This window comes from Paenibacillus sp. DCT19, from assembly GCF_003268635.1.
Lineage (GTDB): Bacteria > Bacillota > Bacilli > Paenibacillales > Paenibacillaceae > Paenibacillus.
In genome coordinates, this window is record NZ_CP029639.1 from 147,501 (window position 1) to 166,149 (window position 18,649).

The 18,649-nt window shown below is 47.9% G+C and carries 14 protein-coding genes, 8 tRNA genes, 1 rRNA gene and 2 pseudogenes (1 of these 25 running past the window's edge); all 25 read left to right on the forward strand.

The features are described 5' to 3' along the window. A 23S ribosomal RNA gene (locus DMB88_RS00685) occupies nt 1-1,814 on the forward strand (it extends 1,108 nt beyond the left edge of the window). 85 nt (nt 1,815-1,899) lie between these two features. Continuing rightward, a tRNA-Ser gene (locus DMB88_RS00690) sits at nt 1,900-1,991 on the forward strand. A gap of 49 nt (nt 1,992-2,040) precedes the next feature. Beyond that, nucleotides 2,041-2,117, forward strand: a tRNA-Met gene (locus DMB88_RS00695). Between the two features lie 9 nt (nt 2,118-2,126). After that, a tRNA-Val gene (locus tag DMB88_RS00700) sits at nt 2,127-2,202 on the forward strand. A gap of 5 nt (nt 2,203-2,207) precedes the next feature. After that, nucleotides 2,208-2,283, forward strand: a tRNA-Thr gene (locus tag DMB88_RS00705). 9 nt (nt 2,284-2,292) lie between these two features. Next, a tRNA-Asp gene (locus DMB88_RS00710) sits at nt 2,293-2,370 on the forward strand. Nucleotides 2,371-2,391: 21 nt separating this feature from the next. Next, a tRNA-Phe gene (locus DMB88_RS00715) sits at nt 2,392-2,467 on the forward strand. Nucleotides 2,468-2,479: 12 nt separating this feature from the next. Then, nucleotides 2,480-2,565 (forward strand) — tRNA-Tyr (locus DMB88_RS00720). Nucleotides 2,566-2,572: 7 nt separating this feature from the next. Further along, nucleotides 2,573-2,645, forward strand: a tRNA-Lys gene (locus DMB88_RS00725). A gap of 250 nt (nt 2,646-2,895) precedes the next feature. Beyond that, nucleotides 2,896-4,077, forward strand: coding sequence for a PucR family transcriptional regulator (locus DMB88_RS00730; RefSeq protein ID WP_128099825.1), 1,182 nt, complete (start codon nt 2,896-2,898; stop codon nt 4,075-4,077). Between the two features lie 103 nt (nt 4,078-4,180). Beyond that, on the forward strand, nt 4,181-5,305 hold the full coding sequence (locus tag DMB88_RS00735; RefSeq protein WP_128099826.1) for an ABC transporter ATP-binding protein: 1,125 nt from the start codon (nt 4,181-4,183) through the stop codon (nt 5,303-5,305). Between the two features lie 368 nt (nt 5,306-5,673). Next, nucleotides 5,674-6,612: an HPr(Ser) kinase/phosphatase gene (gene hprK / locus DMB88_RS00740; RefSeq protein ID WP_128099827.1), complete on the forward strand. Its 939-nt coding sequence runs from the start codon at nt 5,674-5,676 to the stop codon at nt 6,610-6,612. A 229-nt stretch (nt 6,613-6,841) separates the two neighbouring features. Next, a pseudogene (lgt, locus tag DMB88_RS00745) lies at nt 6,842-7,881 on the forward strand (prolipoprotein diacylglyceryl transferase). A 7-nt stretch (nt 7,882-7,888) separates the two neighbouring features. Then, nucleotides 7,889-8,545: a pyrophosphatase PpaX gene (gene ppaX / locus DMB88_RS00750; protein WP_128099828.1), complete on the forward strand. Its 657-nt coding sequence runs from the start codon at nt 7,889-7,891 to the stop codon at nt 8,543-8,545. Continuing rightward, nucleotides 8,542-9,068: pseudogene (locus DMB88_RS00755) on the forward strand (DapH/DapD/GlmU-related protein). Before ppaX ends, DMB88_RS00755 begins: the two are co-directional and overlap by 4 nt. A 580-nt stretch (nt 9,069-9,648) precedes the next feature. Continuing rightward, on the forward strand, nt 9,649-10,875 hold the full coding sequence (locus DMB88_RS00760; RefSeq protein ID WP_128099829.1) for an ATP phosphoribosyltransferase regulatory subunit: 1,227 nt from the start codon (nt 9,649-9,651) through the stop codon (nt 10,873-10,875). Nucleotide 10,876: 1 nt separating this feature from the next. Continuing rightward, nucleotides 10,877-11,536, forward strand: a complete 660-nt coding sequence (hisG, locus tag DMB88_RS00765) for an ATP phosphoribosyltransferase (protein WP_128099830.1) — start codon at nt 10,877-10,879, stop codon at nt 11,534-11,536. Between the two features lie 192 nt (nt 11,537-11,728). Continuing rightward, a complete protein-coding gene (gene hisD / locus DMB88_RS00770; protein ID WP_128099831.1) occupies nt 11,729-13,033 on the forward strand; it encodes a histidinol dehydrogenase in 1,305 nt (434 codons plus the stop codon). Continuing rightward, the gene (hisB, locus tag DMB88_RS00775; RefSeq protein ID WP_164848573.1) at nt 13,026-13,655 is read left to right on the forward strand and encodes an imidazoleglycerol-phosphate dehydratase HisB; all 630 of its coding nucleotides are present in this window, start codon (nt 13,026-13,028) and stop codon (nt 13,653-13,655) included. Before hisD ends, hisB begins: the two co-directional genes overlap by 8 nt. Before the next feature lie 3 nt (nt 13,656-13,658). Then, nucleotides 13,659-14,267, forward strand: a complete 609-nt coding sequence (gene hisH / locus DMB88_RS00780) for an imidazole glycerol phosphate synthase subunit HisH (protein ID WP_128099832.1) — start codon at nt 13,659-13,661, stop codon at nt 14,265-14,267. Nucleotides 14,268-14,481: 214 nt separating this feature from the next. After that, the gene (gene hisA / locus DMB88_RS00785) at nt 14,482-15,216 is read left to right on the forward strand and encodes a 1-(5-phosphoribosyl)-5-[(5-phosphoribosylamino)methylideneamino]imidazole-4-carboxamide isomerase (RefSeq protein ID WP_056695220.1); all 735 of its coding nucleotides are present in this window, start codon (nt 14,482-14,484) and stop codon (nt 15,214-15,216) included. Nucleotides 15,217-15,243: 27 nt separating this feature from the next. Beyond that, complete coding sequence (gene hisF / locus DMB88_RS00790; RefSeq protein WP_128099833.1) at nt 15,244-16,005, forward strand: imidazole glycerol phosphate synthase subunit HisF; 762 nt, start codon at nt 15,244-15,246, stop codon at nt 16,003-16,005. Next, complete coding sequence (gene hisIE, locus DMB88_RS00795; protein ID WP_128099834.1) at nt 15,998-16,738, forward strand: bifunctional phosphoribosyl-AMP cyclohydrolase/phosphoribosyl-ATP diphosphatase HisIE; 741 nt, start codon at nt 15,998-16,000, stop codon at nt 16,736-16,738. The genes hisF and hisIE overlap by 8 nt, the downstream gene beginning before the upstream one ends. Nucleotides 16,739-16,750: 12 nt before the next feature. Next, nucleotides 16,751-17,590, forward strand: a complete 840-nt coding sequence (gene hisJ, locus DMB88_RS00800; protein WP_128099835.1) for a histidinol-phosphatase HisJ — start codon at nt 16,751-16,753, stop codon at nt 17,588-17,590. A gap of 65 nt (nt 17,591-17,655) precedes the next feature. Next, entirely contained in the window at nt 17,656-18,603 is a 948-nt protein-coding gene (locus DMB88_RS00805) for a ribose-phosphate diphosphokinase (RefSeq protein WP_128099836.1), read from the forward strand. Nucleotides 18,604-18,649 lie beyond the last annotated feature (46 nt).

Genomic DNA, 18,649 nt, shown 5'->3' on the forward strand with positions numbered 1-18,649 from the left:
GGCTTAGAAGCAGCCACCATTTAAAGAGTGCGTAATAGCTCACTGGTCGAGTGACTCTGCGCCGAAAATGTAACGGGGCTAAACACACCACCGAAGCTATGGCTTGATCTTATGATCAGGGGTAGGGGAGCGTTGTATAAGGGTTGAAGGTGTACCGTAAGGAGCGCTGGACATTATACAAGTGAGAATGCCGGTATGAGTAACGAAAAGATCAGTGAGAATCTGATCCGCCGAAAGCCTAAGGGTTCCTGAGGAAGGCTCGTCCACTCAGGGTAAGTCGGGACCTAAGGCGAGGCCGAAAGGCGTAGTCGAAGGACAACAGGTCGAAATTCCTGTACCACCGTAAGCCGTTATGAGCAATGGGGGACGCAGTAGGGTAGTGACGCAGGCTGATGGATGCCTGTCCAAGCAGTGAGGCTGATGTGTAGGCAAATCCGCACATCGTTAAGGCTGGGCTGTGATGGGGAGTGAAAATTACAGTAGCGAAGGTCATGATCTCACACTGCCAAGAAAAGCCTCTAGCCAGGTGATGGTGCCCGTACCGCAAACCGACACAGGTAGGCGAGAAGAGAATTCTAAGGCGCGCGGAAGAACTCTCGTTAAGGAACTCGGCAAAATGACCCCGTAACTTCGGGAGAAGGGGTGCCCCGGTAGTGTGAATAGCACGAGGGGGCCGCAGTGAAAAGGCCCAAGCGACTGTTTAGCAAAAACACAGGTCTGTGCGAAGCCGTAAGGCGAAGTATACGGGCTGACGCCTGCCCGGTGCTGGAAGGTTAAGGGGAGCGGTTAGGAGCAATCCGAAGCTGTGAACCGAAGCCCCAGTAAACGGCGGCCGTAACTATAACGGTCCTAAGGTAGCGAAATTCCTTGTCAGGTAAATTCTGACCCGCACGAATGGCGTAACGACTTGGGCGCTGTCTCAACGAGAGATCCGGTGAAATTTTAATACCTGTGAAGATGCAGGTTACCCGCGACAAGACGGAAAGACCCCATGGAGCTTTACTGCAGCTTGATATTGAATTTGGGTACGATCTGTACAGGATAGGTGGGAGCCTTTGAAGCCGGAGCGCCAGCTTCGGTGGAGGCACCGTTGGGATACCACCCTGATCGTATCTAGGTTCTAACCTGGTACCGTAATCCGGTGCGGGGACAGTGTCAGGTGGGCAGTTTGACTGGGGCGGTCGCCTCCTAAAGAGTAACGGAGGCGCCCAAAGGTTCCCTCAGAATGGTTGGAAATCATTCGAAGAGTGCAAAGGCATAAGGGAGCTTGACTGCGAGACCTACAAGTCGAGCAGGGACGAAAGTCGGGCTTAGTGATCCGGTGGTACCGCATGGAAGGGCCATCGCTCAACGGATAAAAGCTACCCTGGGGATAACAGGCTTATCTCCCCCAAGAGTCCACATCGACGGGGAGGTTTGGCACCTCGATGTCGGCTCATCGCATCCTGGGGCTGAAGTAGGTCCCAAGGGTTGGGCTGTTCGCCCATTAAAGCGGTACGCGAGCTGGGTTCAGAACGTCGTGAGACAGTTCGGTCCCTATCTGTCGTGGGCGTAGGAAATTTGAGAGGAGCTGTCCTTAGTACGAGAGGACCGGGATGGACGTACCGCTGGTGTACCAGTTGTTCCGCCAGGAGCACCGCTGGGTAGCTATGTACGGACGGGATAAGCGCTGAAAGCATCTAAGCGTGAAGCCCCCTCAAGATGAGATTTCCCAGTATGTAAGACCCCTTGAAGACGACGAGGTAGATAGGCTGGGGTGGAAGTGCAGTAATGCATGGAGCTGACCAGTACTAATCGGTCGAGGGCTTATCCAATTAGCAGGTTTTAAATCGCAGACTTTCGTTTCGAATCTAGTTTTCAAGGAGCAATCCTTGTAATCATTGTTCATGATTGTTATTTGGAGAGATACCCAAGTGGCTATAAGGGGACCCTCTGCTAAGGGGTTAGGCTGTGTAAACGGTGCGAGGGTTCGAATCCCTCTCTCTCCGCCATCTTTATCCTAATGGAGATGGACAAGCAATCAAGACAATTCATTAATATGGCGGTGTAGCTCAGCTGGCTAGAGCGTACGGTTCATACCCGTAAGGTCGGGGGTTCGATCCCCTCCGCCGCTACCATATTACCCAGGAGGCTTAGCTCAGCTGGGAGAGCATCTGCCTTACAAGCAGAGGGTCGGGGGTTCGATCCCCTCAGCCTCCACCATATACGCCGGTGTAGCTCAACTGGTAGAGCAACTGACTTGTAATCAGTAGGTTGGGGGTTCAAGTCCTCTCGCCGGCACCATTAATGCCTGGAACCGTGGTGTAGTTGGCCTAACATGCCTGCCTGTCACGCAGGAGATCGCGGGTTCGAATCCCGTCGGTTCCGCCATTAATTCTTAAAATAGAATAAGGCTCGGTAGCTCAGTCGGTAGAGCAGAGGACTGAAAATCCTCGTGTCGGCGGTTCGATTCCGTCCCGAGCCACCATTTTTTTATTTTGGAGGATTAGCGAAGCGGCCAAACGCATCAGACTGTAAATCTGCTCCCTTACGGGTTCGGTGGTTCGAATCCATCATCCTCCACCAGTTTTATGAGTCATTAGCTCAGTTGGTAGAGCACCTGACTTTTAATCAGGGTGTCGAAGGTTCGAGCCCTTCATGACTCATCATATAGAAAGAGTGAATAATCAAGTTAATGATTACTCACTCTTTTTTTTGTTCCGAAATAACAACAAACTAAACAATAATCGAGAGGGTAGTAAATATTATTTTTTGGATATATGGATAATAGGATCGGCAGCCAATACATAATTATGTGTTAATTTTCGTAATAGTCTTTAATATCGAGTAGGTAAAAGGCGATCGACGTTAGGATATGATAAGATAGTAGAAAAACAGAGTGGTGACGTTCATACTATGATGATCATACCAGGTCTTAAACAACAAATTGAATCAGTTATCGGCACTACATTAGATGAATATGAAGTTACAATAGAAGAATGGAAAGAGTCAGCGGCAAATTTAATCGATTCTAACCACGATAACTCTACTTATAGTGGAAGGCACGACGATCAACTTAGCGCAGCCGAAGGGGACACTTATACTGAAGCTCGGAGTTTGAGCACAGGTGAACGGATTTATTTTAAAGTTGGAATGAATATTAAAGAAGGAAATATTGTATGTTGGGGATGCTCCTCTGAAGCGATAACTAGAGAAACCAAGGGTCTCATCGAGCTTCTAATCCTTAACAATACAGGAGTTTCACTCGAAGAAACACCTGTTGTTTATGAAAGCGATCGGGAGCAGCAACTTGCTGAACTGGGACAGTGGCTTGTACAGCAGATGAACGATCCATCCCAGTATGAATCTGTACCAGAGCATTTATCAATTGCGGTGGAGCTGAGCACAGAAAAAATTCCTTTTTTGCTGCAATGTGAAACACCAGATGCTCATCGAATTCGCTCCAAAGAGCTTAATAAATTATTGGAGAGTTACTTTGGTGAATTGATTATATTGATTCCTATGGGAGAACAAGAGTGGGTTTTTCTTGCTGATGAAGAGGTTGTTATGGGTGAGGCTGAAGAGGATACCGTTGAGGCGAGAAAAGATTTGCTTAACGCCTTCTGTCTTGGACTATATGAATTGGTAGCGAGTGAATGGGCTGGTGTATTCCATCTATCTGCATTGTTACCGTGTCAGCCAGCAACTCAACTGGTGCCTGCTACTGCACTTTTGCAGGAGAGTGTACAGTTAGGTAGAGCATTCCATGTGGCACAGCATATCCATCTTCCTTGGGATCTACAACTAGAACAAGTTGTTGCAAGTATTCCCCAGCAGCAGCGGCTCCGGTTTATCAAGGATACAGGTAAGGATACCGCAATATTTAATGATAGTGAGACCCTCACAACGTTAGAGACCTTTTTTAGTTTGGATTGCAATGTGAGCGAGACTGCCAAGCGGCTGTTTATTCACCGGAATACACTAGTTTATCGTCTGGATAAGATCAAACAAGAGATTGGATACGATGTTAGAAGCTTTGAAAGTGCTGTTCTAGTGCGGCTTTTGCTGCTTATGTACAAAGTGACGAAAAAGCTCTGATATTTTTGTGCAGTTTGCGAATAGTCAAACATCCCATGAATGGGTTATTATAAAACTACAAAATGTATTCGATTACAAAATGATCTCTGAGGAGGCAACAATCATGGCAGGTGTACGTTTAGAGCATATTTTCAAAAAATACCCGGGTTCCGATAAAGCAACAGTAGTTGACATTAACCTGGACATTAAAGATAAAGAATTCTTGGTACTGGTAGGTCCGTCCGGTTGTGGTAAATCAACAACACTGCGTATGATCGCAGGCCTTGAGGAAATTTCTGAAGGTAAACTCTATATCGGTGACCGTGTCGTGAATGATGTTGCTCCTAAAGACCGCGATATCGCGATGGTATTCCAATCCTATGCCTTGTATCCGCATATGAGCGTATATCAAAACATGGCGTTTGGTTTGAAATTGCGTAAAGTGAAAAAAGACGAGATCGACAAACGTGTACGTGAAGCAGCTAAAATCTTGGATATCGAGCATTTGCTTGAGCGTAAACCTAAGGCATTGTCCGGTGGTCAACGTCAGCGTGTCGCTCTAGGACGTGCGATTGTCCGTGATCCACAAGTCTTCTTGATGGATGAGCCACTCTCCAACTTGGATGCTAAACTTCGTGGTCAGATGCGTGCGGAAATCACAAAACTGGCTAAACGTTTGGAAACAACAGTTATCTACGTAACGCATGACCAGATTGAAGCAATGACGATGGGTGACCGGATCGTAGTTATGAAGGATGGTATCATCCAACAAGCTGCTTCTCCAGAAGAGCTCTACAACCATCCGTCTAACCTGTTTGTAGCTGGTTTCATCGGTTCCCCGACAATGAACTTTATCTCGGGTAAATTGGCTGAGCAAGGTGCAAACCTTCACTTCGTAGCTCCAGGCGTGGACGTTGAAATCCCGCAAGGTAAAGCACAAGTGCTGAAAACTAGAGGATACGTTGGTAAAGAAGTTATTCTGGGTGTTCGTCCAGAAGACATTCACGAAGAGCCAGTATTCCTGGAAGCATCCCCGAACTCTGTATTCTCTACACACGTAGATGTAACAGAGAACTTGGGTCACGAAATGCTCCTCTACTTGAGCGGTGTAGGTAACGATACTACAATCGCACGTGTAGACGGACGTTCTAACACTCGTGATGGTTCCACAGTTAAAATGGCAATTGACATGAACAAGGTTCATATCTTTGACAAAGAGACTGAAGTGAACGTACTTCTTCAAGACTAATATTACTGGGATTCTTCGGTGACGATGAAATCTGTCAGTTAACGCAATCATACATTGTATTCAGAAGCCCCTTCCGTTATTGCTGGAAGGGGCTTTTTTGACTAATAACAGGCATAGTCCAAGATTGCATTCAGCGGTGAATTCATTTAAGATTATTTGAAGGTTATCGATTGATGTAACAGAGTTTGAACATGCTATATTTGCATGAAAAACATCCGATAACTTTGGTCTGTCTTCGCTGAATAACGTTGATCGACGTTTTGTATAGGCTGCAAATGGAATCAAACTGAATGCGCTCTTAAAGTAGTGAAATGATGTGTCATCTTGATGTACATACAGAGGCAGCGAATGCTGAAAGGAAGAGACAAATGGCGAAAAAAGTAAAAGTATCCGAGTTAGTCCAACAATTTCAGCTTGAAGTTGTTTCGGGATCTCATGGATTAAAGAGATTCATTACAGTAGACGATTTGAACCGACCTGGCCTAGAAATGGCTGGTTATTTTGAATATCATCCTCAAGAACGGGTACAGCTTCTTGGAAGAACCGAGCTGGCCTTTTTTGCAATGTTGTCTGAACAAGAGCGCCGTGATCGGATGCAGCGTCTATGCACAGAAGAGACACCTTGTATTGTTATAACCCGCGGACTTGACGTTCCACAGGAACTGATTGAAATCAGTGAAGAACAGAACTTGGCTGTGCTTCGCAGTAATATGGCGACTACGATTCTTTCCAGCCGGATCACGGGTTTCCTTGAAGGTAAGCTTGCGCCAACTGCGACGATCCATGGTGTTTTGTGTGATGTGAATGGTGTAGGGATGTTAATTACGGGAAGCAGTGGTATCGGTAAAAGTGAGACTGCATTGGAGCTAGTTAAGCGTGGGCATCGACTTATTGCTGATGATGCGGTAGAGATTCGTCAAACCTCGGACTTCCAGCTTCACGGAACAGCACCAGAGTTGATTCGTCATTTGCTGGAGATTCGCGGAGTCGGCATTATCAACGTCATGACGCTGTTTGGTGCCGGTGCGGTGCGTAACAATAAACGGATTACCCTTGTTGTTCGACTTGAAGCATGGCAACAGGACAAACAGTATGACCGCCTTGGACTGGATGAGGAGACTACACGGATTATTGATACGGATGTACCTTTGGTTACGATCCCTGTTCGCCCTGGTCGAAATCTAGCTGTCATCATCGAAGTTGCAGCCATGAACTATCGTTTGAAGCAAATGGGATTGAATGCAGCGCTGCAATTTACGAATAAATTGACAGCAACCATCTCAGAAGATATGGAAGACATGGATTAATTAAATAGTTCGTGGGGATTGTGGTATGAGACAAAGCTGTGCTTTGCTATACCACTTTTTCTTGGATAGAGGATACGTAGGAACTTTGCACAGTTTCGAAAGTAAATCATGGACTATGATCAAGAAATTGTTCCTGTTCTCAGATCCGTATATAGCATGGGATGCTGTGCGCATTGAATAGAGCTAGCGAGAATGAGTGGCATGAGTGAATTTATAGGAGTGTGAATGAATGGATACATTATTACTGTTGAACCCGGTTGCCTTCTCTATTGGACCGCTGACGGTTCACTGGTACGGATTAATTCTGGGTGCAGCAGCGCTTGTAGGTCTATTGCTGGTCATCCAGGAAGGGAAACGATATGCCATTCCGCAGGAAGTGTTCATGGACATGGTTCTGCTGGGCGTACCGTCTGCTATTATTGGCGCTAGAATTTATTATGTGGCATTTAAATGGGAGGATTATAAGGACAATTTTTGGGACGTATTTAAAATCTGGAATGGCGGCATCGCCATTTACGGCGCACTGATTGGCGCCATTATATGTGCAGTTATTTTCTTCCGTCGTAAAGGGTATAACTTCTGGCGTATGGCCGATATTTGTGCACCTGGTCTCATCGTTGGTCAGATGATCGGCCGTTGGGGAACTTCGTGAATCAGGAAGCTTACGGCGGACCTGTAGAGGAATCATTTTTGCGGGACAAGCTACACCTTCCCGATTTTATCGTCAATCAGATGAACGTAGAAGGCGTATTCCACCATCCTGCGTTCTTGTATGAATCATTATGGAGCCTTGTCGGATTAGGTATTCTGCTTGTACTGCGTCGTCAGAAGTTTCTTCGTGCGGGTGAGCTGTTTATGTCCTATTTTATCTGGTACTCTATCGGTCGTTTCTTCATTGAAGCACTGCGTACAGACAGCCTTGGATTCCAGGCACCAGCATGGGTGGCTTCTCTTGTAAATGGGATGTGGTCTCCGATGACGGCAATGGGCTTCGAACAAGGATATCTTGATCCAGCGTATGGCAACGTTCGAATTTCGCAATTGCTGGCCATTGGTATTATCATCGTTGCGGTGGTATTCATCGTGGTAAGAAGAGTGACGGGCCGGGCAGATGTTCGGTATAGTGACCCAATCGTATCCACCAAAGTACCTTCGGAACCATCGGATGATATGCCAGAGACAGGTGCGCCAGGTAGAGATACTAGCAAAGAAGAAACATCAACACCAGCTAGAGAAGAGCAGAGGCAAGCTGAAGACAAAAAGGAGTAATGCAGGCATGATCAATACGGTTTTGTTTGATCTCGATGGAACGATTATAGATACGAATGAGCTGATCATCAGCTCGTTCCTACATGTAATGGGAGAATGGGAGCATTCAGCTCCGTGGACACGGGAAGAAATTATTCCACATATGGGTGGCACGCTGGAACAGCAGATGCGTACATTTTCTGGACAAGAGGATGTCTCGAAGTATGTTAAGGGCTATCGAGCATATAACGACATTCACCATGAGGCAATGGTACAGCCTTTCCCTCATGTTCTGGAAGTTGTTGAAGCTCTTCATCAAGCAGGTATCGTTATGGGTGTAGTGACAACGAAGATTCGCCCATCCACACTTAAGGTGTTAGAGCGCTTCGAATTACTCAAGTACATGCAAACGATTGTAACGGTCACGGATGTAACACATCCGAAACCGCATGCTGAACCAGTATTGAAGGCGATGAACGAGCTTGGTGCCGATCCTACCAAAACATTAATGATTGGTGACAGCCCGGTAGATATTCAATCTGCTCAAAATGCAGGTGCACTCTCCGTAGGTGTGGCTTGGTCTCTCAAGGGTGAAGAGAAACTGAAAGAATACAACCCGGATCATATTATACACGATATGAGGGATCTGCTTGCACTCACGGGCATTGAAGCGAGACGTTCATGAGAAAAGTAACCCGCTATCCGGTAGAAGGTCATAATGCATTATGGCATATCTATCAGACCGTAAGCCCCTGGAAAGGTGTTCGCAATTTCATCTGGATTCAGTTATCACGATACTGTCCGATTCTATCGGTAAAGAACTGGATCTATCGCCGAATGCTTGGCATGAAGGTAGGTAAACATACGGCATTTGGCTTGATGGTCATGGTAGATGTGTTTTTCCCGGAAAAAATTACAGTGGGCGAAAACTCAGTCATTGGATATAACACGACCATTCTGGCTCATGAATATCTTATCAAAGAGTACAGGCTTGGCGAGGTCATTATCGGTGAAAATGTACTCATAGGTGCGAATACAACCATCTTGCCGGGGTAACCATCGGGGATGGAGCTGTGGTTGCTGCAGGAGCCGTGGTTCACAAGGATGTTGCGCCAGGAGCTTTTGTGGGAGGCAATCCACTACGGGAGCTATCCCGGTCTGCATCTCCAGAGCATGATGTGCTCGTGAAGACAGATGGACCATTTTAGTAAACGAAGGTCATTGGAAAACGGCATTTAAGGCATTGCATGAATACCTATGACCTATGATTAGAACCATAGGAACTAACAAGATATATCCAGTGATTAAGGTGAAATTGAACCGCTAGGAGAGAAGCTGCTAAGGGCAGCTTTTTTCATATATAAATATCCTCGTCATGCTTGTAAAATGCGGGTAAACCGTAGAAGGAAGATGGTGGGCTAAGCGTGTGGTTTTGTTGACGATGTGGCGTCATTCATGTTATCATATCCCATATCCTTTAGTTTGTTAGCACTTTACCATATGAAAGTATAAAGGTGACAAAAGAACAATAAATATTCTCTTCTCGCTGAGGGTTCGAACCGATAGAAATGATGTGCTGCTTGGCAGCTAGAGCACGCGAGCGGTTTCCAGAGGAAAGCATATAGGATTTACGAAAGCATTTGGGGCTTTGGCTGATACAGATAGATGCTGGCTACATAAATCCTGTTGAGATACAGATTGAAATACAATTTACGAGTGAATTGATGCAAGAATCGATATACAGACTGCTGTACGATCCAAACTACTGACTCGGGGTGAATGATACCAATGTCTAAACCAAAAGGCTTCGAGAAACCGACGGGTTTCCGTGACTATACACCGCTTGTCGTGAACAAGCTGAGAACGATTGAGCGAAATGCACTGGAATGCATGGAACGCTGGGGTTATCGCCAGATTATAACGCCAACGATTGAGTATTACGATACGGTAGGTGTAGCCAGTTCTACATCAGACCGCAAATTGTTCAAGTTGCTGAATAGCCGAGGAACAACGCTCGTGTTGAGATCGGATCTGACAGCTCCTATTGCGCGGGTTGTATCTTCGCTACTGAAGGATGAGCAGCTTCCCCTCCGTTTGTCTTATCATGCGAATGTATTCCGTTCGATCGAAGAGGAAGCAGGGCGAGAAGCGGAGTTTTTCCAAACGGGTGTAGAACTCGTGGGTGATGATTCCCCTGAAGCGGATGCCGAAGTGGTTGCTTTGGCGATTGCCTCATTACAGGCAGCGGGTGTGTCTTCTTTTAAAATAGCGATGGGTCACATGGGTTTCCTGAATGGATTGTTGGAAGAGGTGATCCCGGGTCAGACTGCACAGCAGCAAGAATTGAAAAAAGGATTGCTCGGCCGGGACTACGTTGGTTATCGGGAATCTATTGAAGCGCTTGATCTTGAACCGAAGTTGAAGGAGCAACTTGAAGCGATTTTACGTTTGCGAGGTGGCAAAGAGATCTGTGCACATGCGGCTCAGTTAAGCTCCAGCCCGGAAGCAGCGGAGTCTATTGCTCATCTGTGCGCGGTATTTGAGGTATTAGAGGCTTATGGAGTCTCTGAGCATGTGTTGATTGATCTAACGATGATTGGTGACTTCTCGTATTATACAGGTATGACGTTTGAAGGTTATGCGGCAGAGCTTGGATCGCCAGTATGCAGTGGTGGACGATATGATAATCTGCTGCAGCAGTTTGGACGTGCGCTTCCGGCTACGGGTTTTGCACTCAAAACAAACCGGATCATCGACGGAGTACATGGAATTACAATAGAGGAAGAAAAACCTGTGCTGATTGAATATCAGTCTAAATACCGAGCTGAAGCACTTACGGAAGCGGCGCGGTTACGCAGTTTAGGAAAGAACGTTGTGACAGCCCTTCTCTCCGAAGAGAACAGTAACAATGAAACGGCGAGGGTAGCTGTAACCTCTGGTGAACAAGAAGTGCGGAGTGACAAGCGGTATGCCGAGGTCATTCGTTATGCATCTGAAGAAAGGGGAGCGCGCTGAGATGTCGGATATTTTGAAGGTAGCAATGCCTAAGGGTCGAATCTATAAAAAAGCTTCAAAGTTATTCCGTGAAGCAGGTCTCGACATTCCCGTTGATGTAGATGATACACGCAAGCTGGTCATTGAGGTGCCGGAAGCAGGTATGGAATTTATTATGGCGAAGCCTGTGGATGTCCCAACCTATGTAGAATATGGTGTGGCGGATATCGGGATCGTGGGCAAGGACGTACTGCTTGAGGAAAACCGGGATGTCTATGAGCTGCTCAACTTGGGAATTGCACAGTGCCGGATGTCCGTTATTGGGCTTCCTGATTGGAAGCCAGGTATTCAGCAACGTGTAGCAACCAAATATCCGATCATTGCTTCCCAATATTTCAGAGAACAAGGACAGCAGGTGGAAGTCATTAAGCTGAACGGCTCCATTGAGCTTGCTCCACTGATTGGCTTAGCGGATCGAATCGTCGATCTAGTCGAGACGGGACAGACGCTACGCGAGAATGGATTGGTGGAAATGAATTCGATTCTCGATATTACCAGTCGCCTTATTGCCAACCGGGTTAGTTATCGGATGAAAAATGATCGGATTCAGTCGTTATGCGACGCATTGCAGAAGGTTATTCCAGCATCAGCGGAGACGCCTAGCGGGATACTGCGAGGTTAACGAAAGCCTCATGGCTTAGTATCGAACACATATAGCTGATCTCGTTGATGTGTAGTGTAGCAGAGTATGGAGTGCTATGAACTAGTGCTACGAACTCCACTGGGAGCGAAAATGCGGCGGAATAGAAGTTATGGATATTGGCGAACGAATATATAGCATGGTAGCAATACAGGAGATAAGGAGGTTATGTGCATGAAGATTGTACCTGCACGGGAGTTTAATCTGAAGCGGGAAGTCGAATATGGTACACCTGAGCAAAATGAAACCGTACGGCGCATTGTCAGTGACATCCGCCGAGAAGGTGATACTGCGTTGCTGCGATACACAGAGCAACTGGATCGGACGAAGCTCGTGGCTTCAGAGCTTCGTGTGCCGCAGGAGGAGCTGCAAGCAGCGTATGCCGCGGTGGAGCCATCATTTGTAACGGCGATTCGGCAGGCCGCCGCAAACATCCGTGCGTTTCACGAGAAGCAGAAACGCAATTCTTGGATGGATTGGCAGCCAGACGGTAGTCTGCTGGGCCAGGTGATAAGGCCGCTGAAGCGGGTCGGTGTGTATGTACCTGGCGGCAAAGCAGCATATCCTTCGTCGGTGCTGATGAATGTCATTCCGGCACAGGTAGCGGGTGTGCCGGAGATTGTTCTGGTTACGCCGCCATCCACGAATGGCGGCGAAGGCATTAACCCGTACATTCTCGTGGCTGCCGCGGAAGCAGGCGTTAGCGAGATGTACCGGGTTGGCGGCGCACAAGCTATCGCCGCCCTCGCCTACGGCACGGAGAGTATTGCCCCGGTGGATAAGATCTGTGGACCGGGCAATATTTACGTGGCGCTCGCGAAGCGCAAGGTGTATGGCGCAGTCGATATCGACAGTATCGCGGGGCCAAGTGAGATTGTGGTGCTCGCCGATGATACGGCGAACCCGGTGTATGTTGCCGCAGACTTATTGTCGCAGGCGGAACATGACGAGATGGCATCGGCTATTCTCGTCACAACTTCGGCTACGCTGGCGGAAGCCGTGCAAGCCGAGGTGAAGCGGCAACTGGAAGTGTTGCCGCGCAGAGATATTGCGGCTGCTTCGGTGGAGCAGTACGGTGCAATCATCGTGGTCGATTCCTTGGATGAAGGAATTGATGTGGTGAATCGCCTTGCACCGGAACACTTAGAAATTATGGTGCAAGAGCCAATGGCTTACGCCGGACGGATTGAGAACGCTGGCGCTATCTTCCTTGGGCCGTATAGCTCGGAACCGGTAGGGGATTATTTTGCCGGCCCGAATCATATTATTCCGACGAATGGTACAGCGCGGTTCAGTTCACCGGTGGATGTGGATGATTTTATTAAGAAATCAAGCTTGATCTATTACAGCAAGGAAGCGTTGCTCCAGAACGGAGCGGCTATTATAGAATTGGCTCGGCATGAAGGGCTTGAAGGTCACGCCCGCGCGATCGCTGTGCGGTTAGAACAGGAAGGAAAGGCGGAATCAGATAATGGATAATCAAGAGAATGGCTTGGGAGTGGAGAACAAAGGTGCTGTCCGCGAGGCACAGGTAGACCGCAAAACGAATGAGACCAATATTCAACTCGCATTTTCCGTCGATGGAACGGGCCAATCGGTGATTGAGACAGATGTTCCTTTTCTGAATCACATGCTGGATCTGTTCACCAAGCACGGACAATTCGATCTGAACGTACAAGCGCGTGGGGACATTGATATTGATGATCACCATACTGTAGAGGACATTGGAATCTGTCTTGGACAGACTTTACGAGAAGCATTGGGTGATAAACGCGGCATTAAGCGTTATGCCAGCGTATTCGTACCTATGGATGAGGCTCTCGCTCAGGTCATTATTGACGTCAGCAACCGACCTCACTTTGAGTATCGTGCAGAATACCCATCTCAGCAGGTAGGCAGCTTCTCAACAGAGCTTGTGCATGAGTTTCTGTGGAAACTGGCATTGGAAGCGCGAATTACTTTACATGTGATTGTGCACTACGGACAGAACACACATCATATGATCGAAGCTATATTCAAGGCACTTGGTCGGGCATTGGATGAGGCGACGATGATTGATCCACGTGTAACGGGTGTGCCTTCCACGAAGGGAGTGCTGTAGACGATGGCGATTGCAATTGTCGATTACGGTATGGGGAACCTGCACAGCGTCGGCAAAGCGGTCGAACGTCTAGGCTATGAAGCGCTGGTAACGGGAGACCGTGAGGCGATTCTGGGTGCAGATGGTGTGATTTTGCCCGGTGTAGGTGCATTTGGCGATGCGATGGAGCATCTGCGAGAGAGTGGACTGGATGCTGTAGTTAAAGAAGCTGCTGCTGGGTCGAAGCCTCTGCTTGGTATTTGTCTTGGGATGCAGTTATTGTTCAGCTCCAGTGAGGAGCACGGAGAACATGAGGGACTGAACATTTTACCAGGTAAAGTGGTGCGCTTCGCCCCAGGCGAACTGAAAGTTCCACACATGGGCTGGAACCGTCTGGAGTTCCTACAACCGGAAAGCCCGTTGTTTGCTGGTCTGGATGCCGGGCACGTGTATTTCGTCCATTCTTATCATGCAGTTACTGAAGTGCAAAGCGATCTACTGGCAGTCACCGATTACGGACATCCCGTGACGGCAATTGTGGGCAGAGGCTCAAACTTCGGTATGCAGTTCCATCCGGAAAAAAGCGGCGAGCTAGGCATGAAGCTTCTGGGTAATTTCTTGGCTTTAACGTAAGCGTAAACGGGCTGTATATGTTTGAGCATTAATATGTTCAAATTAGAGATTCACTGGAACGATTTGACTAACTCGTGTAAGACAACGCAATTTGTTTAATCGGTACATTGAGGTCAGATGAGTTAAATCATTGTGCAAGAGAGTAGTGAGTTCTGAAATGAAATGCTACTCTAAACTAAATATCAGCTATAAAGCGATAATCAGGAGGGCTTGTATGTCATCTTTTATCATATATCCAGCAATTGATATCCGGGACGGCAAATGTGTAAGACTGGTGCAAGGCGATTACAATCAGGAGACGGTATACAACGATGACCCTGTACAAGTTGCCCTATCTTGGGAGAAGCAAGGCGGTACATATGTTCATCTCGTAGATCTGGACGGTGCTAAGGCTGGACATCCCGTTAATGATGAACTGATCGGTCGCATCGCTTCAGCAGTCAACGTGCCTGTTCAGGTTGGTGGCGGTCTTCGTACAGTTGCCGATGTGGAGCGTTTGCTTGGACTTGGCGTTAGCAGACTCATTATTGGAACAGCGGCGATTGAGGATCGTGCTTTTACGGAGGAAGTATTGGGACGCTACGGTGATAAGGTTGCTATCGGGATCGATGCACGTAACGGTTATGTGGCTACACGTGGTTGGCTCGAAACGTCAGAGGTTCAGGCGGAAGTGCTGGCGAAGGAGCTGGCTGCATTCGGCGCTGAGACATTTATTTTCACGGATATTTCTAGAGATGGCATGATGCAAGGGCCAAATGTGGAAGCGATTGTGTCTCTAGCGAAGGCGAGTGGAAGAACCGTCATTGCTTCTGGTGGAGTGAGTGTGATGGATGACCTGCTTCGTCTTAGCCGTCATGCAGATGATGGCGTTGGTGGAGCAATCGTGGGCAAAGCGCTGTATACAGGTAGCATTGATCTGACTGAAGCGGTACGTTCGGTGAATAAATAAGCGATTCGGGTAGAGAGGAAGAGGAGCATGCTGGCAAAAAGAATCATTCCTTGTCTGGACGTGAAGGACGGGCGGGTTGTCAAAGGCGTTAACTTCGTCAATCTCCGCGATGCGGGTGATCCGGTTGAGCTGGCGGCGCTATATGATCGCGAAGGTGCCGACGAACTGGTATTCCTCGATATTTCCGCTTCCGTAGAAGGACGGGAAACGATGGAAGAAGTTGTACGTCAAACGGCTGGCGAAATTGCGATTCCGTTTACGGTTGGTGGAGGTATCTCCAAGGTTGAAGACATGAAGCGTATTTTGCGAGCAGGTGCGGACAAGATTGCCGTTAATACAGCAGCCGTGCTTAATCCACAGTTAATTGCAGATGGGGCACGGCGCTTTGGTTCCCAGTGTATTGTGGTAGCTGTGGATGCGAAGTACAACGATGCTTGGGGCGAGTGGGAAGTCTATACCCATGGCGGACGTAAAGCTTCAGGGATCAAGGCGCTGGAATGGGTCAAGCAGGCGGAAGAATTAGGAGCCGGTGAAATTTTGCTGACAAGCATGGATGCGGACGGTACCAAAGACGGATTCGATCTGAAGCTGACGGCTGCTGTATCTGAATCGGTGCGTATACCGGTTATCGCCTCAGGCGGTGCCGGCAAGGAATCCCACTTCTACGATGTGTTCACGGCGGGTAAAGCGGATGCGGGGCTCGCAGCAACGATATTCCATTATAAAGAAATCGCCGTACCGGCGCTAAAACAACATTTGAGCGAACAAGGGGTGGAGATCCGTGAGTAATACAAGCAATGAAATTAAGGAACAATTGTCCCTTACACAGGTAGTGGAGCATATCCGCTGGAACGATGGATTGGTACCTGCAATTGTACAGGATGCTGAAACTCGCGAAGTTTTGATGATGGCTTACATGAACCGGGAGTCTTTGAAGCTGTCGCTGGAATCTGGTGAAACGTGGTTCTGGTCGCGCTCTCGTCAAGAGCTATGGCACAAAGGGGCAACATCAGGCAACGTGCAACAGATCACTTCGCTGAAATATGATTGCGATGGGGATACGTTACTTGTTGAGGTTAAGCCCAATGGACCAGCCTGCCACACGGGTGAGGTGACTTGTTTCCACAATGAAATCATTGGTTTGCCGGAAACGTCTGGGCAAGCAAGTGAAGCGAATAGCACGGCTTCTGGGCAGGATGATGCAGCGCGGAGCGAATCTGAGTCACGTTTTGCTGTACTTGGTGAACTTGAATCAGTCATTTCTGAACGTGAGCGGGAGCGCCCAGAAGGTGCTTATACAACGTATCTGTTCGACAAGGGCGTAGATAAAATTCTCAAAAAAATCGGTGAAGAAGCATCGGAGACGATCATCGCCGCGAAAAATAAAGATAATGACGAGCTGCGTCTGGAAGTCAGTGACCTCATGTATCACTTACTCGTTCTCCTTCAAGAGCGCAAGTTGCCACTGGACGATATTATGTCAGAGCTGAGCCGTCGTCACGAGCGGCCACGCCGAGATTAGGAGGCGACAGGCGTGCGAATAGACTATCATACACATCATGAGCGGTGTGGTCATGCCGTTGGTAAGTTGGAAGAGTATGTGAAGCGTGGCGTAGAAATCGGTCTATCCCAGATCGGGCTGTCTGATCATATGCCGTTACTCCATGTAGATCCAGCCAATTATTATCCCGAGATGGCTATGCCGATGGATGAGCTTCCACGCTATGTTGAGGAATGTTTCTCCCTGAAAGAGAAATATCGTGGTCAGATCGATGTACGTGTCGGTCTGGAGGGCGATTATATTGAAGGCTGGGAGAATGAGATTCGGGCGATCATTGAACGGTATCCGTGGGATTATGTTATTGGATCGGTGCATTTCCTCGGCGAATGGGATATTACTGACTTCCGTCAAACGCATCACTGGGAAGGACGCAACGTCCTGGAGGTATATCGTCAATACTATGATGCAGTGAGTAAGGCAGCCGCAACAGGAATGTATGACATTATGGGGCATAGTGATGTCATCAAGCGATTCGGATTCTCCCCTGCACCAGAAGAGACAGATGAGCGTATTACTCTAGAGAATGCTGCTCTGCAAGCCATAGCTAAGAGCGGCTGTGCAATGGAGCTTAATGCCTCTGGGTTATCGAAGCCCTGTGCTGAGATGTTCCCTGGACGGCGGATGCTGACGGAAGCGATTGAGCTAGGGATTCCATTGACGCTTGGCTCGGACGCGCATGATCCTCTGAAGCTGGGTGATTACCTACCCGAGGCAGAAGCACTCTTGCGTGAGTTGGGATGTACTGAGGTGGCTGTCTTTGAAAGTCGCCGTCGCTCTTTCGTTCCTTTAAATGGATCAGACAGTAGAGTATAATAAGGTTGAAAATAACCTTATTGGATAAGGGATTATATAGGGGCTTCAACCCTCGGGAGGGCATTATGCAGCAATCGTTACGTATTTTTTCCGGTTCATCGAACCCGAAGCTGGCAGAACAAGTATGCGACAAGCTGGGAGTGCAGCTAGGCAAGATCAAGCTGTCCCGGTTCAAGAGCGGAGAGATATACGTTCATTATGAAGAGACCATTCGTAACTGTGATGTGTTTCTAATTCAGTCGTTGTCTAACCCGATTAATGAGCTGTTCGTGGAATTGCTCGTTATGATCGATGCTGCGAAGCGAGCCTCTGCTCGAACCGTAAACATTATCGTTCCCTACTATGGATATGCTCGTCAGGAGCGTAAGTCAGCGCCGCGTGAACCGATCTCAGCGAAGATGGTTGCCGATGTATTGACTACGGCTGGAGCGAACCGGGTTGTGACGATTGATCTCCATGCAGCAGCTATCCAAGGATTCTTCAATATACCGGTCGATCATATGACATCACTGGATCTAATCAGTGAGTATCTGCTGAGCAAAGGTATTGAAAATCCGGTTGTTGTCTCTCCGGATGCTGGCAGAGCCTCTATGGCGGAGAAGCTAGCGAACCGATTAGATTCGCCCTTTGCCATTATGATCAAGAAGAGACCAAGCCATAACGAATCGATCATTACCCATGTCATTGGTGATGTTGAAGGGCGCACACCGATCATTATTGAGGATCTGATTGATACAGGCACGACCATTCTGAATGTTGTTGAGGGTCTCAAGGAGCGCGGCTCCAAAAATGTATACGTATGTGCAACACACGGGTTGTTCTCTGATGGAGCATTAGCTAAGCTCAATCATCCATCAATAGCTGAGGTGGTTGTTACCGATTCAATCGCACTGCCAGAGGATCATCCTGAATGCTTCAAAGTATTACCCGTTGCTCCGATGCTGGCAAGAGCCATTCGTATTATTGTTGATGGCGGCTCCATGGCAACACTGTTTAGAGATTCCGGCATTTAATTTAATGAAGGATCGGAGAATGAGTTTACTCCATAGAGCTGTTCCG

What these genes read in the sequence shown, in the direction of transcription:
- hisB (WP_164848573.1), top strand. Translation starts at nt 13,026, where the DNA reads ATGGATAATCAAGAGAATGGCTTGGGAGTGGAGAACAAAGGTGCTGTC.
- DMB88_RS00730 (WP_128099825.1), top strand. Translation starts at nt 2,896, where the DNA reads ATGATGATCATACCAGGTCTTAAACAACAAATTGAATCAGTTATCGGC.
- hisH (WP_128099832.1), top strand. Translation starts at nt 13,659, where the DNA reads ATGGCGATTGCAATTGTCGATTACGGTATGGGGAACCTGCACAGCGTC.
- hisG (WP_128099830.1), top strand. Translation starts at nt 10,877, where the DNA reads ATGTCGGATATTTTGAAGGTAGCAATGCCTAAGGGTCGAATCTATAAA.
- hisD (WP_128099831.1), top strand. Translation starts at nt 11,729, where the DNA reads ATGAAGATTGTACCTGCACGGGAGTTTAATCTGAAGCGGGAAGTCGAA.
- ppaX (WP_128099828.1), top strand. Translation starts at nt 7,889, where the DNA reads ATGATCAATACGGTTTTGTTTGATCTCGATGGAACGATTATAGATACG.
- hisF (WP_128099833.1), top strand. Translation starts at nt 15,244, where the DNA reads ATGCTGGCAAAAAGAATCATTCCTTGTCTGGACGTGAAGGACGGGCGG.
- DMB88_RS00760 (WP_128099829.1), top strand. Translation starts at nt 9,649, where the DNA reads ATGTCTAAACCAAAAGGCTTCGAGAAACCGACGGGTTTCCGTGACTAT.
- hprK (WP_128099827.1), top strand. Translation starts at nt 5,674, where the DNA reads ATGGCGAAAAAAGTAAAAGTATCCGAGTTAGTCCAACAATTTCAGCTT.
- hisA (WP_056695220.1), top strand. Translation starts at nt 14,482, where the DNA reads ATGTCATCTTTTATCATATATCCAGCAATTGATATCCGGGACGGCAAA.
- DMB88_RS00805 (WP_128099836.1), top strand. Translation starts at nt 17,656, where the DNA reads ATGCAGCAATCGTTACGTATTTTTTCCGGTTCATCGAACCCGAAGCTG.
- DMB88_RS00735 (WP_128099826.1), top strand. Translation starts at nt 4,181, where the DNA reads ATGGCAGGTGTACGTTTAGAGCATATTTTCAAAAAATACCCGGGTTCC.